We start from the raw sequence: 13,518 nt of genomic DNA, 5'->3' as shown, positions 1-13,518 counted from the left end.
GCCGCCCCGCTGAGCAGGCTTCGGATCCCGCCATCGCCGCCGGATCGACCCGCGCGCCGCCGTTGGCCTTCCGGCCGTCCCCGTGCGACGGCCTGCGCTCGGTCTCTGAACGCGCCGAGCCCGCTGCTCGGTGTGATCGACAACGGGGCTGCTGGACAGGGCGTCTCGGGCGCCGGGTAGGGTCACGACGTGGTGACGGCTCGGACTCTCTTCAGGGCGCCGCGGTCCCGTCGAACGGCCGGACCGCTGCGGTTGCTGTGGCTGGCCGCTCTGCTGTTCGCCTTCCTCTACAACCACGCTGCCGGAGCAGACAGTGCCTCCGCGCACGTCACCGGCGGCGCCGCAGTGGCCCAGCCGACGCCCATCAGCACCGACGACAGCCACCACCACGACGGCTGGGCACCCGATCGAGGCGGCGACGGCCACGGGGACTCCCATCCTGCCGAGGAGTGTGCCTCGCCCCACCCGTACCAAGGCTGTGAGCTGCCCGGTCCGCACCCCGATCCTCTCGCAGGACAGACTTCCGCCTCTGGGGAGGGCAAGGCCCAGCCGTGGGCCCCGACGTGGTCCTCCGGCCTCCCACCCTTGCGCAGTTCCCTCAGCTCAGTGGTGCAGCAGGTGTAGATCCGGGCTGTTCATCCCGATCGCAAGGAGCCGGTCACCTCTGTCCCGCCCACGTCGGCTGCCACGCCGCCGGCCCACAGCGACGGCCACGCTCACTGATAGTCGGCGAACGGCGAGGCCCGGTTCTGCGGCCTCGCCCGTTCCCTGCGGGCCTGTCGTTCAGTTGAGGCCACGGGCCGCATGCCCCGCACGGTGCGGACCCTCAACACGGCAGTGGGGGATTTCGCCCTCATGCGCTGGAGGCCGATGCCAACACCGAGACGGTTGTGGCCCGCTCGCTGAGTTCGTCTCGGAGGGCTCCGTTGTCGCGGCAATGGCTGCGATGGTGACGGCCGCTGTTGGGAGCTGTCTCTCCGGGAGAGTGCACTGCTGGGTCTTCGCGGTCAGTTTTCGGCGCAGGTCAGCGATGGTTGTGTCGCGTTGCGCTTCGCGCGGGGTCTTCTTCCAGTGCCGTGTCATGTGGGCGTCCCACCATCCGGCTCGCTCGCCGGCGCGGCAGCGCGCTACGGCCTACGATGCCGCTCCCGACCGCTACGCGCCTTCCATCAGTCACCGACATCCGTAGAATGCCGAGCGGGAAGGCGTCCGTGCGCGTGCGGCCGGTGGCGGAGCCGCCACCCTCCGTTCACGCCAAGGGGACGATGGCGACCGGCGCGGGGCTGTGGTGGATGACCGCGTGGGCGACATGGCCGAGATGCGCGCCGAGGGGCACCTTCCGGCTCCGTCGTCCCACGATGACGAGTTGCGCAGTCTGCGACGCCTCGACCAGCTGGTAGGCAGGCGAGCCCACCACCGCCGTGGCCGCCACGTCCACACCTGCATACCGCTTCCGCCACGGTTCCACCAGGTCCTCCAGACCCCCGAGGAGGTGGCCGCCCAGCTCCTCGCCGATCCCCGGGTCCATGACGGCCGCGTAGCCGTACGAGGCGGGAAGCGTCCAGCTGTGCAGGAACCGCAGGGGCATGCCCCTGCGGGCGGCTTCGTGGAAGGAGAACGCGAGCAGGGCTTCGCACGGATGGAAGATGTCGACGCCCGCCACGATCCCGCCTTCGGGAGCCGGTGGGGCGTCCTCCGCGCGCACGAGGACGACCGGCCGACGCGCCGTGCCGACGACGGCGAGGGAGACCGAACCCACGATGAAGCCCATGACGCCGCCGAGCCCACGCGATCCGAGCACGGTCAGATCCGCTTCGTTCGCGGCGGCCGTCAGTTCCTCGGCCGCCCGGCCTCGCGCACGCTCCGTGAGCACCTCGAGGTCGGGATGGTCCTTCCGCACGCGGTCCGCCTCGTCCCGCAGGAGAGCCTCGGCCCGCTCGGCCGAGGACCGGGCGTACGCCAGGGGCACCTCAGGGGTGTTCGGCCACTCCTCCACGTGCACCAGCCGGAGGGGCACTTCGCGCAACACCGCCGCCGTCGCCGCCCAGTTCACGGCGGTGAGACTTTCCTGCGAACCGTCGATACCGACGGTGACCTGGGCCGTCATGACATGCCTCCTCAGCCGTGTCCGCTCTGTACCGTGTGTGGTCCGAACGGGAGAGAACATCCCGAATCTCAGGCTGGTGCCCCCGGCCTCCCGGCAGCAGGGCCGGGCAGGTCTCGATCGGGGCCGAACGGCCCATCCCCGGGAGGGCCACCACGGTGTCAGCGTGGGAGTGTCGCCCCTCGGGACGTGCTCCCGAGCGCCGGGCGTACCCCGGAGGAGGAACCATGACCAGTGAGATCCCCGTTCGACCGGAGCTCGGCGACGTCGTCGTGGGAGTCGACGGGTCCCCCTCCGCGCGCACGGCCCTGCTCTGGGCCGCCGCCGAGGCGGACCGACGGGGGCGGAGCTTGCGTCTCGTCCATGCCGACGACACCGACCGCCGGGTCCTTTTCGCCAATGCCGAGACGATCCAGGCGGTACGCGAAGCGGGCCGAGAGTTGCTGATCAAGACCGCGAGCACGGTCCAGGAGCGCTTTCCGGACCTTGTCGTCACGAAGGAACTGAGCCGCCGGGAGCCCGTCGCCGGCCTCCGGGCGGCCGCCGGCCACGGAGGCACGATCGTGGTGGGAAACAGGGGGCTCGGCGGTTTCTCGACCCTCCTGCTCGGCTCCGTCGGTCTGGGAGTGGCAGCCCGCGCCGAGGCGCCCGTGATCGTCGTCCGTGGTGACAGCGACCGCCCCGAGTCGGGCTCGGTGACGGCGGCCGTCCACGGCGCCTCGGACGTCGGCTGGCTGCTCGTCGCGGCTGCCGAGGCGGACGCCCGCAAGGCGACGTTGCGACTGGTGAGCGTCTGGAACGTGCTCACCCACATCGGCAGCGTCGCGACCATGCTGGACGACCTCGACGAGATCGCGCGGCAGCGCGTGCACGAGGTCAAGGCGCTCGCCGACCGCGTGCGCGACTTCTATCCCGGGCTCAACGTCAGCCATCACGTCGAGACGGGCACGAGCACGCCCGGCATCCTGGTGGAGGCGAGTGCCCACACCGATCTGCTCGTGATGGGCCGAGAACACCGAGTTCTGGGCGCAGGCCCCTCTCTGGGGCGCGTGGCCCACGTCCTGCTCCATCACGCCCATTGCCCGGTGGAGATCGTCCCACCCGCCTTCGCCACCCGGGTCGAGGAGACGTGAACGAGATACTGCTCGGAGTCGACCCCCGGGAGCAATCGATCCCCGCTCTCGTGTGGGCTGCCGACGAGGCCGTACGAAGAGGACTGGCGCTCCGTCTGGTCGTCGCCGTACCGCCCGCCCACAACGGGCTCCCCTACGACGCGCTCGCCCACCAGAGCGCCCTGAGCCTGCGCGCGGAGTCGGCGATCGCCAATGCGGAGGACCTCGTACGGCAACTCCACGGCGGTCTGCGGACCGCGACGGAACGCGTGAACGGCGTGCCGGCGACCGTGCTCCGCGATCTGGCGGCGCACGCCGCCCTCGTCGTCGTCGGCTCGCGCCGGCTCGGCAGGGCGGCCGAGGTGCTCAGCGAGAGCTCCGTGGTCGTCCCGCTCACCGCGCGGGCCGCCTGCCCCGTCGTCGTGGTCCGCGTGCCCGAGCACACCGCCGTACACCCGCCGACCCTCGTCGTCGGCGTGGACGGAAGCCCTTCCTCACAGGCCGCGGTCGCCTTCGCCGCCGAGGAGGCGAGCCTGCGCGAGGCACGACTGCGCGCCGTCTGGGTCTGGCCCCCTTCCCTCCTCGCCCATGACGATGTGGACGAGGGGCTGGCCGAGCGCCGTCGGCTGCTGGCCGAGTCGGTGGCGGGGTGGGCGGACAGGTATCCGGACGTCGCCGTCTCCCAAGAGGTCCTCCGGGGTCACCCGGTCGAGCAACTCGCCCTGGCGTCCCAGGAGTCCCTCGCCCTGATCGTCGGCCGAAGAGATCGAGGAGGGTACTCCGGCATGCGGCTGGGGCCGACGGTCCACGGCCTGCTGCACCGCGCCATGTGCCCGGTGATCACCGTCCCCTTCCCGCAGCGCGGGGGGCGGATCGGCGACCCGGCATGGGCCGACCGGTCCCGTTCCCGTACGACCGACCGGCCCCGGCTCGTTGACCCGCTCGGCACTGGGCCGCTACGGCCTCCCCGCGGGACGGTCGGGTGAGAGGACGGCCCCGGTCCGTCCGCCGGTTCCCCGGAGAGGTGAGCACCATGCAGCGCATCCGGATCAGCCCCCGGCCCCGGCAGCCCCGCAGGCCGATTCCCCTCGATCTGCGGACCCCGTCCGGCCGACCGCTCCCGTACTGAGGACGCCCGAGACCACGGAGGATGACATGGGACCGACGCGACGCGTCGTACCGTTCACGGAACTGGGCCGCTCGGACGTCGGCCGGGTGGGAGGCAAGAACGCCTCACTGGGAGAGATGACCAGCGGGCTCGGCGCCGCCGGCATACGCGTACCACCGGGCTTCGCCACCACCGCCGAGGCGTACGAGGAACTTCTCGCGGATCGCGGCCTGCGCGACGCCGTCGAGGGGCAGATCGACCGCCTGCACCAAGGGGCCCCGCTCGACGAGGTGGGGGCGGCCATCCGTTCACTCTTCCTCGCGCAGCCACTGCCCCCGCCGCTGCGGGACGCCATCCTGACCGGGTACGAGCGGCTTGCCGAGGAGAGTGGCCGGGAGACGCCCGAGGTGGCCGTGCGCAGCAGCGCGACGGCCGAGGACCTCCCCGAGGCGAGCTTCGCCGGGCAGCAGGAGACGTACCTGAACGTCCGTGGTGCCGATGGGCTCCTGGAGGCGTGCAGGCGCTGCTACGCGTCCCTGTTCACCGACCGGGCGATCGACTACCGCGAGCGGATGGGCTTCGACCACATGGCCGTCGCCCTCTCCGTCGGCGTCCAGCTCATGGTCCGCTCCGACCTCGCCGGGGCCGGGGTCGCCTTCACCCTCGACCCGGAGAGCGGCTTCCCCGAGGTGATCGTGGTGAGCGCCGCCTGGGGCCTGGGCGAGACCGTCGTCAGCGGCCAGGTCGATCCCGACGAGTACACGGTGTTCAAGCCCAGCATGAAGGACCCCGCCCTGAACCCCGTGATCGATGTGCGGATCGGCAGCAAGCGACTCAAGACCGTGTACGCGGACACGGGGATGACCCGCACCCTCGACACCCCAGACGCCGAGCGGAACCAACGCGTCCTCGCCGATGCGGAGATCCGCGAGCTCGCCGCGTGGGCGGCGGCCGTCGAAGAGCACTACGGCTGCCCCATGGATCTCGAATGGGCCAAGGACGGCCTCACCGGCGAACTCTGGATCGTCCAGGCACGCCCTGAGACCGTGCAGTCCCGCCGGCGGTCCACGACCCTGCGCCGGTGCCGGCTGACCGTCGTTCCCGGTGAACCGCTGGTTGAGGGCATCGCGGTCGGCGAGGCGATCGGTCAGGGCCCCGTCGTCGCCCTCGACACCCCCGTCGACCTCGACCGCTTCCCGCAGGACGGGGTCCTCGTCACCCGAATCACCGACCCCGACTGGGAGCCGGTCATGAAGAGAGCGTCGGCGATCGTCACCGACCACGGCGGACGCACCTCGCACGCGGCCATCGTCAGCCGCGAACTCGGCGTCCCCGCCGTCGTCGGAACCGGCAACGGCACCCGGGTCCTGCGGGACGGCGGCCCCGTGACCGTCTCGTGCGCCGAGGGCGAGCGAGGAAGGGTCCACGACGGCCTCCTCGCGTACGAGGAGATCCTGACCGACCTCGCGGAGCTGCCCTCCACGCGCACCCGGGTGATGCTCAACCTGGCCGATCCTTCGGCCGCGTTCCGCTGGTGGCGGCTCCCCGCCGACGGGGTGGGTCTCGCGCGTCTCGAGTTCATCGTCGCCCATCAGGTCAAGGTCCATCCGATGGCGTTGCTGCATCCGGAGCGGCTCGATCCACATGATCGTTTCGTGATCGACCGGCACACCGAGGGGTACCTCGACCGCGGACAGTACTTCGTCGAGCGTCTGGCCCATGGCATCGCCCGGATCGCCGCCTCCCGCTGGCCCGCACCCGTCGTCGTACGGACCAGCGACTTCAAGACCAACGAGTACGCCAAGCTCCTCGGCGGCCGCCCCTTCGAACCCGACGAGGCCAACCCCATGATCGGCTGGCGCGGCGCGAGCCGGTACTACAGCGCCGGCTACCGGGAGGGGTTCGCCCTCGAATGCCGGGCGCTGCGCCGGGTCCGCGAGGAGATGGGACTGACGAACGTGGTCGTCATGATCCCCTTCTGCCGGACCCTCGGCGAGGCGGACAAGGTGCTCGCGGTGATGGCGGAGGAGGGACTCGTACCGGGTGAGAACGGCTTGCGCGTCTACGTGATGGCGGAGATACCGGCCAACATCATCCTCGCCGAGGACTTCGCGGAACGCTTCGACGGGTTCTCGGTCGGCAGCAACGACCTCACCCAGCTCACCCTCGGCGTCGACCGTGACTCGGAGGCCCTCGCCCACGTCTTCGACGAGCGGGATCCCGCCGTCGTCCGCAGCATCCGGACCCTCGCCGCCCGCGCGCACACGGCTGCCCGAGCTGTCGGACTGTGCGGACAGCGGCCCAGCGACGATCCGGCGTTCACCGCGATCCTGGTCCACGCGGGTCTCGACTCCATCTCCGTGGCACCGGACAGCTTCGCCGCTGTCAAACGGCACGTGGCCCATGCGGAGGCAACGATGGAGAGGGGCGCCGGACGAAGGGAGGAGTGACCATGCCCAGGAAGACACGGCACCGAGGCACCCGGGACACCGGGCCGTCGGCCGAGTTCGGTCGACAGGCGGCCACGGGCAGGCGGCGGGGCCGCCCCGGGGACCACCGGCCGCCCGCGGAGGGGGCGACCGGGCGCCAGCAGCGCCCCGTGCACACCGTCAGGGTGTCGGCGCTCTTCCTCTGAACCGGCGGCGAAGCGGCCGGATCGCGAGCAGGGGGCCTGAAAGGAGGACGCGGCCATGACGACCGCGAGGGAAATCATGCACACCGGAGCGAGCTGCGTGCAGGAGAACGAGTCCCTGATGGACGCCGCACGCCGCATGAGCGAACTGGATGTCGGCGCGCTGCCCATCTGCGGGCCGGACGACCGGCTCCACGGCATCATCACCGACCGGGACATCGTGGTGAAGTGCCTCGCCAAGGGCAAGGACCCCCACCACATGACGGCCGGACTCCTCGCCCAGGGCAAGCCCATCACGGTCGACGCGGACGCCGGCAGCGAACAGGTGCTCCGCACCATGCAGGAGCACCGCGTTCGCCGCGTACCCGTGATCGACGACCACCGCCTGGTCGGCATGATCAGCGAGGCGGACCTCGCCAGGCACCTGCCGGAGGAACATGTGGGCCACTTCGTCGAGGAGATCTGCCGCTGACGGCGTCGGAGTCGCGGCGCGATGGGCCGGTCGGTCCAGGTACGGCCCGTTCGGCCCCGTCGGACGGCCCCCTTGGACGCTGCGCCACGTGACCTCGCGGGCGGACGATGGGGTGACGGAGCCGGACCGGCCCCGTCACCCGGTCCACCGCCCGCCCGCACCGACTCGGGCCCACGGCGACCGTCCTGGGCTCCGGAACGAGGAGCAGAACAATGGCCGGAGGCAAGGTGGAACGCAGGCACAGCCTCTTCCCCGACTTCGACGACTTGTTCAACCGGGAGTTCCCGGGGCTGCCCGGCTGGCGGCCCACGACGGCTGCACACTCCATCCCCGTGGAGGTGACCAGCGGCGCCCGCGGGTACGTGCTGCGGGCCGAACTGCCCAGGATGGACCCCGACGACTTCACCATCACCGTCGACGACGACCTGATCACGGTGAGTGCGGAGCACAGCGAGAGCGAGGAGGACAAGGAGCACTCGGAGTTCCGCTACGGATCGTTCCGGAGGACCGTGCGTCTCCCGGCCACGATCCCGGCCGACGACGTCGAGGCGTCGTACGCGGACGGCATCCTCGCCATCCGCGTTCCGATGCCCGAGGAGAAGACCGGCGCGGCACGCACCATCCCGGTGAAGCGAGGCCGCACCCCGCCCGGAGGAGCCACGTCGTGAGTCCCGAGCAAGTCCTGGTCGCGTACGGGAGCGAGTACGGCGCGACCAGGGGGGATCGCCGACGAGATCGGCCGGACGCTCCGGGCCGACGGCTTCGAGGCCGTCGGCCTGCCGGCCGACACCGTCTCCGACGTCAGTGGCTACGACCGAGTCGTCCTCGGTGGGGCCTTCTACGCCGGGCACTGGAACGGCGAGGCGTGCCGGTGCGCCCGGCGCAACGCCGAGCAGCTCCGCCATCGGCCCGTCTGGTTCTTCAGCAGCGGGCCCATCGACAGCTCCGCCGAGCAGCACGACATACCGGCATGGCCCGCCGGACGAAGAAACTCGGCGCCCGGGGGCACATGGCCTTCGGGGGCGCCGTGGCCGCCGCGAGCCTGTGGAGCGCCGGTGCCGAGGCAGATCGTGAACTCGCCGCCCACCGCCACCGGGTGCGGGCGACCACCACCGGGCCGGCCGAGAACCCGACCGCCGCCACCCGGCACGGGTCGACACCGCGTGCGCTCGCACCCGCGGTCTGGGAACAGCCCGACCACGTCCGTCGGTCCGGCACCATCCACGTCCCTCCCGGGACGCCCCGGGATCGCACGGTGACGATCTGGGTGGACGACAACGGCACCCCCGCCCGCCCTCCGGGCAGCGCCGCCGACCTCACTTTCAGGCGGCGGCGTCGCCGCAGCCTCCGTCGGAGCGATCGGGGCAGGCGTTCTCGTCCTCGCACGACGGCGGACCGAGACCCGTCGGCTCGCGGTCTGGGAACAGGAGTGGGAACGGGTCGAGCCCGTGTGGTCCGGTCGGCTCCGGCGGGGAAGCGCTCCGGGGACCGACGATGACTGACCGCGCCGCCACCGGCCGGGGGGCCACGCCCACCGGGGCGCTGCCCTTCGACCCCAGCGAGCCCCTGCCCAGGCTGCGCCGGGAACTCGCCACCGGGCCGGACGGGCTGTCCGCCCGCGAGGCCGCCCGCCGGCTCGCCGTTCACGGACCCAACGAGGTTCGGCGCAAGGCCCGCTCCTCTTTCGCGCGGGAGCTGGTCGGACAGCTGGTTCACCCCCTCGCCCTGCTGCTCTGGGCCGCCGCCGCGCTGGCCTTCGTCGCGGACCTCGGAGTGCTCGGCTGGGCGATCCTGGCCGTCATTGCCGTCAACGCGGGCTTCGCCTTGTTGCAAGAACGCCAGGCGGAGCGGGCGGTGGAGACCCTCGCCCGCTATCTGCCGGAGCGCGCCCTCGCCGTGCGCGACGGCCGGTCCCTCACCGTGGAGGCCCGCGACCTGGTACCGGGCGACGTGGTCCTCCTGGAAGAGGGCGACAAGGTACCGGCCGACGCGCGCATCACCGAGGGCGGAGTGGAAGTCGACCTGTCGATGCTCACGGGGGAGTCCGTTCCCGCCGAACGCATGGCCGCGGCCGGGCTCCTCGGTGCCTCTCTGCTGGAGGAGCCGAACCTCGTCTTCAGCGGGACGACCTGTGTCGAGGGTCAGGCCCGGGCCATCGTGTTCGCCACCGGCGACCACACCGAGATCGGCCGGATCGCCGCCCTCAGCCAGCGGACCCGGCGCGAGGCGAGCCCATTGGAACGACAGGTCAAGAAGGTCGCCTGGCTCATCGCCGGAGTCGCCACGGGAATGGGAGCCCTCTTCCTCGTCGTCGGAGTGGCTGTCGGACTGCCGGTGACCGACTCCCTGATGTTCGCCGTCGGGCTCCTCGTCGCCAACGTCCCCGAAGGACTGCTCCCGACCATCACGCTCGCCCTCGCCGTCGGCGTCCGCGCGCTGGCCCGCGAGGGCGCCCTGGTGAAACGACTCAGCGCGGTGGAGACGCTCGGCTCCACGAGCGTCATCTGCACGGACAAGACCGGCACGCTGACCCGCAACCGCATGCGTCTGAGAGCCCTCTGGACCGCGGAGCACGGAGCGGAACCAGGGGCCTGGGCGCAGGAACTGGTGCGGGCGAGTGCCCTGTGCACCACCGTCACCCGCGACGAGGAAGGTGAGCTGCACGGCGATCCGACCGAGGCCGCCCTCGTCACCGGGGCCGCCGACCACGGAGCCCCGGTCGACCTCTCCCGGCGCGACGCGGGACGGCACGGACTGTTCCGCTTCGATCCGCGACTGCGGCTGATGTCGGTCGTGCAGGACGACGAGGCGACGGGTCGCCTGCGGATCGTCGCCAAGGGAGCCCCGGAAGCGGTCCTGGCCCGCGTCCTCCCCGGTTCCGCCACGGACGCGGCCCGCTCGGCGGCGGAGGAGCTGGCCCGGGGCGGCATGCGGGTCCTCGCCGTCGCCGTGCGCGACCTGCCGTCGGGCGCGGAGCCGCCGTCGCGCCGCCAGGACGCCGAATCGGGACTGACACTGCTCGGTCTGGTCGGACTGTACGACCCGCCGCGCTCCGAGGTGGCGGAGGCCGTCCGTCGCTGCCACGAGGCCGGAGTGCGCGTGCACATCGTGACCGGGGACAGCGGAGCAACCGCCGCCGCGATCGCCCGGGAGGTGGGCATCGGAGTGCCTCGCCTGCACGTGGTCGCGGCTTCCGAGTCGCTGCGCGACGACGAGCTCGACCGGCTCCTGGTGGAAGACGACGACGAGATCGTCTTCGCCCGCTCCTCGCCCGAGACGAAACTCAAGGTGGCCGACACCCTGCGGGCCCACGGCCGGATCGTCGCCATGACCGGGGACGGCGTCAACGACGCCCCCGCTCTCCACCGCGCGCACATCGGGGTGGCCATGGGCCGCTCCGGCACGGACGTGGCCCGCGAGGCCGCCACCATGGTGCTCACCGACGACGACTTCGCCACCATCGTGACCGCCGTCGAATCAGGGCGTCGCGTCTACGACAACGTCCGCAAGTTCATCGTCTACATCTTCGCCCACGCGACCCCGGAGATCGTGCCCTTCCTCGTCTTCGCTCTCTCCGCCGGCGCGGTGCCCCTTCCCCTCACCGTGCTGCAGATCCTCGCCATCGACCTCGGCACCGAGACCCTGCCCGCCCTCGCCCTCGGCCGGGAACGCTCCGAGCCCGGCGTCATGCGGCGGCCGCCCCGGCCACGGCACCAGGGTGTGATCTCCCGCGACATGCTCGTCCGCAGCTGGGGCTACCTGGGCCTGGCGTCGGCCGCCCTCGTCATGGCCGGCTTCTTCTACGTGCTCTGGCGCGCGGGCTGGCAGCCGGGCGATCCCACGGGCGCGGGCAGCCCCCTGCACCACGCCTACGTGACGGCCACGACGGCCACCTTCGCCGGCATCGTCACCTGCCAGGTCGGCACCGCCTTCGCCGCCCGCACCGACCACGCGGCCCTCCGCGACATCGGGGTGTTCTCGAACCCGCTGCTGCTCGCCGGCATCGCCTTCGAGCTCGCGTTCACGGCCGCCCTCGTCTACGTGCCCCCGCTCCAGCACCTCTTCGGCACGGCCGCCCTCCCCCTGGACGTCGTTCTGCTCATCGCGACGTTCCCGGTCCTGGTGTGGGGCACGGACGAGCTCCGGCGCGCCAGGCGGCGCCGTCAGCGCGCGGCACCCACGACCGGCTCGTGACCACCCTGGTCGAGACGGAACGGCGGATAGGCGTCCGTCATGAGGCTCGCGTAAGCGGCGACGCGCAGGACCCAGCGGTTCAGCCCGACGATCAGGGCGAACAGATCGCGCGGGTACCGGTCGGTGAAGGCCAGGGCGAAGCCCGCGATGAGCGTGAGCAGCGTGATCAGGCCGCCGCTCCACCAGTGCAACTCCGTCCCGCCGGTGAAGAAGGCGATCACCAGGTAGTGGGGGATCGCGAGCAGCCACCACTTGACCAGCACCTGCGAGCGGGAGAGCCGCTCCGGGTAGGCGATGTCGAGCCGGGCCGGGTAGCCGGGTTCGGGGCCGAGGCTGAAGGGCGGGTAGCGGTCGGTGCCGAGCGCGCCGTACGAGTAGTACGAGACCCGCCACGACCACCGGAGCACACCCAGGTTGAAGTCGAACAGGCCCCGTGGGAAGCGCTCGGTGAACAGAACGGCGAAGAACGCGATCACCGTCACGACGAGGAAGGCGATCCAGAGGAAGAACAGCACGATCCAGTGGGGGATCACCAGGATCCACTTGACCAGCCACAGCCAGCGGGACAGCCGGCTGTCGAGTTCGGCCGTCACCGCCACGGGGGCGTGCGGGGTGCTCGGGGTGTTCATGATCGTCCCTCCTGCGGCAGGTCGTCGTCCTCGTACGTGAGCCGGTCGACGACCCCCACGACACCGTCGACGCTGTTGCAGAGCCTGAGAATCACCGGTACGAGGCTCCGGCGCCGCACCGTGCCGCTGAGCGTGACCCGGCCGTCCACCACCTCGACCGACAGGGCGGACGGGCTCAGCCCCAAGGTGTGGGTGACCACGTCCTCGACGATCTCCTCCTGGATCGCACGGTCCCTGCGCAGGAACAGCTGGACGAGGTCGCTGCGACTCAGGACGCCCACGAGCTGCCCTTCGTCGTCGACCACGGGCAGGCGCTTCACCCCCGCCCGGTCCATCACGCGGGCGGCCCGCACCACGCTCCACTCAGGTCGGGCGACGATGGCGGGGCTCGACATGAGCGCGCCCGCGGTGTCGAGCCGGGCCCCGGCGGCCCGGCGGCGTACCAGGTCCGCCTCCGAGACCACGCCCAGAGGCCGGTTCGACCCGTCCACCACGCACACCGCGGTGATGTCGAACTCGTCCAGGAGCCGAGCGATCTCCTTGAACGTCGTGCCCGGTACGACGCTGACCGCCGTGGGCGTCATCAGATCCGCGACGCTGCGGTGCCTCATCGCCCGTCACCCTCGGCTGTGAGTGCGCACCGTACGTCCACGACGCCTTCGACAGCGCGAGCGAGACGAGCTGCGAGCGGGATGAGCGCGCTGTCGCGGACCTCGCCCGACAGTGTCACCACTCCGGCATCGACACGGACCTCGACCCGACGATGAGAGAGGGGGAACAGGTGCTCGACGACGTCGCGGCGCACTTCGGCGGCGAGATCCTCGTCCGGGCGGAGGAAGACCTTGAGGAGGTCGGACCGGCTCACGATCCCCTGGATGACGCCGCTCGCGTCGACGACCGGTAGCCGCTTCACGCGATGGGCAGCCATGAGGCGGGCGGCCTGGGGCAGGGACGCACCGGAGGCGACGGTAACAGCGGGCGAGGTCATCAGCTCCTCGGCACGGTGAGAGCCCGCCTTGGCCGTGGCGTCGAGACGCCGCATCTGCTCCACGAGACCGAGGCGGTGGTCGTGGAGCTCCTCCTTGAGGAGCAGGTCGGCCTCGGAGACCACGCCGACGACGCGGCCCTCGCCCTCGACGACCGGTACGGCGGTCACCTTCCACCGCTCCATGGCGGCGACGATCTCCTTGAACTCCGCGCCGGGCTGGACGGCGACCACCTTCTTGGTCATCACGTCGGCGACGGTGAACGGCTGGGTGGCCATGAC

Annotated in this window: 11 protein-coding genes; 7 read left to right on the top strand and 4 right to left on the bottom strand. The window is 71.7% G+C overall.

Going from position 1 to position 13,518, the window contains the following annotated elements; translation table 11 throughout:
* Positions 1-1,249: 1,249 nt before the first annotated feature.
* Entirely contained in the window at positions 1,250-2,107 is an 858-nt protein-coding gene (locus ACFVQZ_RS01430) for a universal stress protein (protein WP_383618691.1), read from the bottom strand.
* Between the two features lie 224 nt (positions 2,108-2,331).
* Between ACFVQZ_RS01430 and ACFVQZ_RS01425 the strand changes: the two genes are divergently transcribed.
* The 7 genes from ACFVQZ_RS01425 to ACFVQZ_RS01395 all read left to right on the top strand — a co-directional run bounded on the left by ACFVQZ_RS01425 (position 2,332) and on the right by ACFVQZ_RS01395 (position 11,622).
* Complete coding sequence (locus tag ACFVQZ_RS01425; RefSeq protein ID WP_383618689.1) at positions 2,332-3,237, top strand: universal stress protein; 906 nt, start codon at positions 2,332-2,334, stop codon at positions 3,235-3,237.
* Positions 3,234-4,202 (top strand): universal stress protein, encoded by a 969-nt coding sequence (locus ACFVQZ_RS01420; RefSeq protein ID WP_383618687.1) that lies wholly within the window; start codon positions 3,234-3,236, stop codon positions 4,200-4,202. Before ACFVQZ_RS01425 ends, ACFVQZ_RS01420 begins: the two co-directional genes overlap by 4 nt.
* A gap of 169 nt (positions 4,203-4,371) precedes the next feature.
* Positions 4,372-6,774, top strand: coding sequence for a phosphoenolpyruvate synthase (gene ppsA, locus ACFVQZ_RS01415; protein ID WP_383618685.1), 2,403 nt, complete (start codon positions 4,372-4,374; stop codon positions 6,772-6,774).
* Positions 6,775-7,014: 240 nt separating this feature from the next.
* Positions 7,015-7,428 carry a CBS domain-containing protein gene (locus ACFVQZ_RS01410; protein WP_383618683.1) on the top strand — a complete coding sequence of 138 codons (414 nt, stop codon included), beginning with the start codon at positions 7,015-7,017 and terminating at the stop codon, positions 7,426-7,428.
* Between the two features lie 212 nt (positions 7,429-7,640).
* Positions 7,641-8,096 carry an Hsp20/alpha crystallin family protein gene (locus tag ACFVQZ_RS01405; RefSeq protein ID WP_383618681.1) on the top strand — a complete coding sequence of 152 codons (456 nt, stop codon included), beginning with the start codon at positions 7,641-7,643 and terminating at the stop codon, positions 8,094-8,096.
* Positions 8,097-8,150: 54 nt separating this feature from the next.
* A complete protein-coding gene (locus tag ACFVQZ_RS01400) occupies positions 8,151-8,687 on the top strand; it encodes a flavodoxin domain-containing protein (RefSeq protein ID WP_383619517.1) in 537 nt (178 codons plus the stop codon).
* 235 nt (positions 8,688-8,922) lie between these two features.
* Complete coding sequence (locus ACFVQZ_RS01395) at positions 8,923-11,622, top strand: cation-translocating P-type ATPase (RefSeq protein ID WP_383618679.1); 2,700 nt, start codon at positions 8,923-8,925, stop codon at positions 11,620-11,622.
* On the opposite strand, the gene ACFVQZ_RS01390 is transcribed toward ACFVQZ_RS01395, so the two are convergent.
* Genes ACFVQZ_RS01390 through ACFVQZ_RS01380 form a run of 3 tightly spaced genes read right to left on the bottom strand, consistent with a single transcriptional unit; the run spans position 11,592 to position 13,515 of the window.
* Positions 11,592-12,251, bottom strand: coding sequence for a DUF4389 domain-containing protein (locus tag ACFVQZ_RS01390; RefSeq protein ID WP_383618677.1), 660 nt, complete (start codon positions 12,249-12,251; stop codon positions 11,592-11,594). The genes ACFVQZ_RS01395 and ACFVQZ_RS01390 overlap by 31 nt on opposite strands.
* Positions 12,248-12,862, bottom strand: a complete 615-nt coding sequence (locus ACFVQZ_RS01385; RefSeq protein ID WP_383618675.1) for a CBS domain-containing protein — start codon at positions 12,860-12,862, stop codon at positions 12,248-12,250. Before ACFVQZ_RS01385 ends, ACFVQZ_RS01390 begins: the two co-directional genes overlap by 4 nt.
* Positions 12,859-13,515: a CBS domain-containing protein gene (locus ACFVQZ_RS01380; protein WP_383618673.1), complete on the bottom strand. Its 657-nt coding sequence runs from the start codon at positions 13,513-13,515 to the stop codon at positions 12,859-12,861. The genes ACFVQZ_RS01385 and ACFVQZ_RS01380 overlap by 4 nt, the downstream gene beginning before the upstream one ends.
* Between the last annotated feature and the right edge of the window lie 3 nt (positions 13,516-13,518).

It is taken from the genome of Streptomyces sp. NPDC057854 (assembly GCF_042797055.1).
Lineage (GTDB): Bacteria > Actinomycetota > Actinomycetes > Streptomycetales > Streptomycetaceae > Streptomyces.
Note: the sequence above shows the minus strand (reverse complement) of the source record. Positions and strands in the feature narration are given on the sequence as shown.

Excerpts from the sequence above, each read along its gene's own strand:
- ACFVQZ_RS01380 (WP_383618673.1), bottom strand. The coding sequence starts at position 13,515 with ATGGCCACCCAGCCGTTCACCGTCGCCGACGTGATGACCAAGAAGGTG.
- ACFVQZ_RS01425 (WP_383618689.1), top strand. The coding sequence starts at position 2,332 with ATGACCAGTGAGATCCCCGTTCGACCGGAGCTCGGCGACGTCGTCGTG.
- ACFVQZ_RS01410 (WP_383618683.1), top strand. The coding sequence starts at position 7,015 with ATGACGACCGCGAGGGAAATCATGCACACCGGAGCGAGCTGCGTGCAG.
- ACFVQZ_RS01390 (WP_383618677.1), bottom strand. The coding sequence starts at position 12,251 with ATGAACACCCCGAGCACCCCGCACGCCCCCGTGGCGGTGACGGCCGAA.
- ACFVQZ_RS01430 (WP_383618691.1), bottom strand. The coding sequence starts at position 2,107 with ATGACGGCCCAGGTCACCGTCGGTATCGACGGTTCGCAGGAAAGTCTC.
- ACFVQZ_RS01395 (WP_383618679.1), top strand. The coding sequence starts at position 8,923 with ATGACTGACCGCGCCGCCACCGGCCGGGGGGCCACGCCCACCGGGGCG.
- ppsA (WP_383618685.1), top strand. The coding sequence starts at position 4,372 with ATGGGACCGACGCGACGCGTCGTACCGTTCACGGAACTGGGCCGCTCG.
- ACFVQZ_RS01385 (WP_383618675.1), bottom strand. The coding sequence starts at position 12,862 with ATGAGGCACCGCAGCGTCGCGGATCTGATGACGCCCACGGCGGTCAGC.
- ACFVQZ_RS01405 (WP_383618681.1), top strand. The coding sequence starts at position 7,641 with ATGGCCGGAGGCAAGGTGGAACGCAGGCACAGCCTCTTCCCCGACTTC.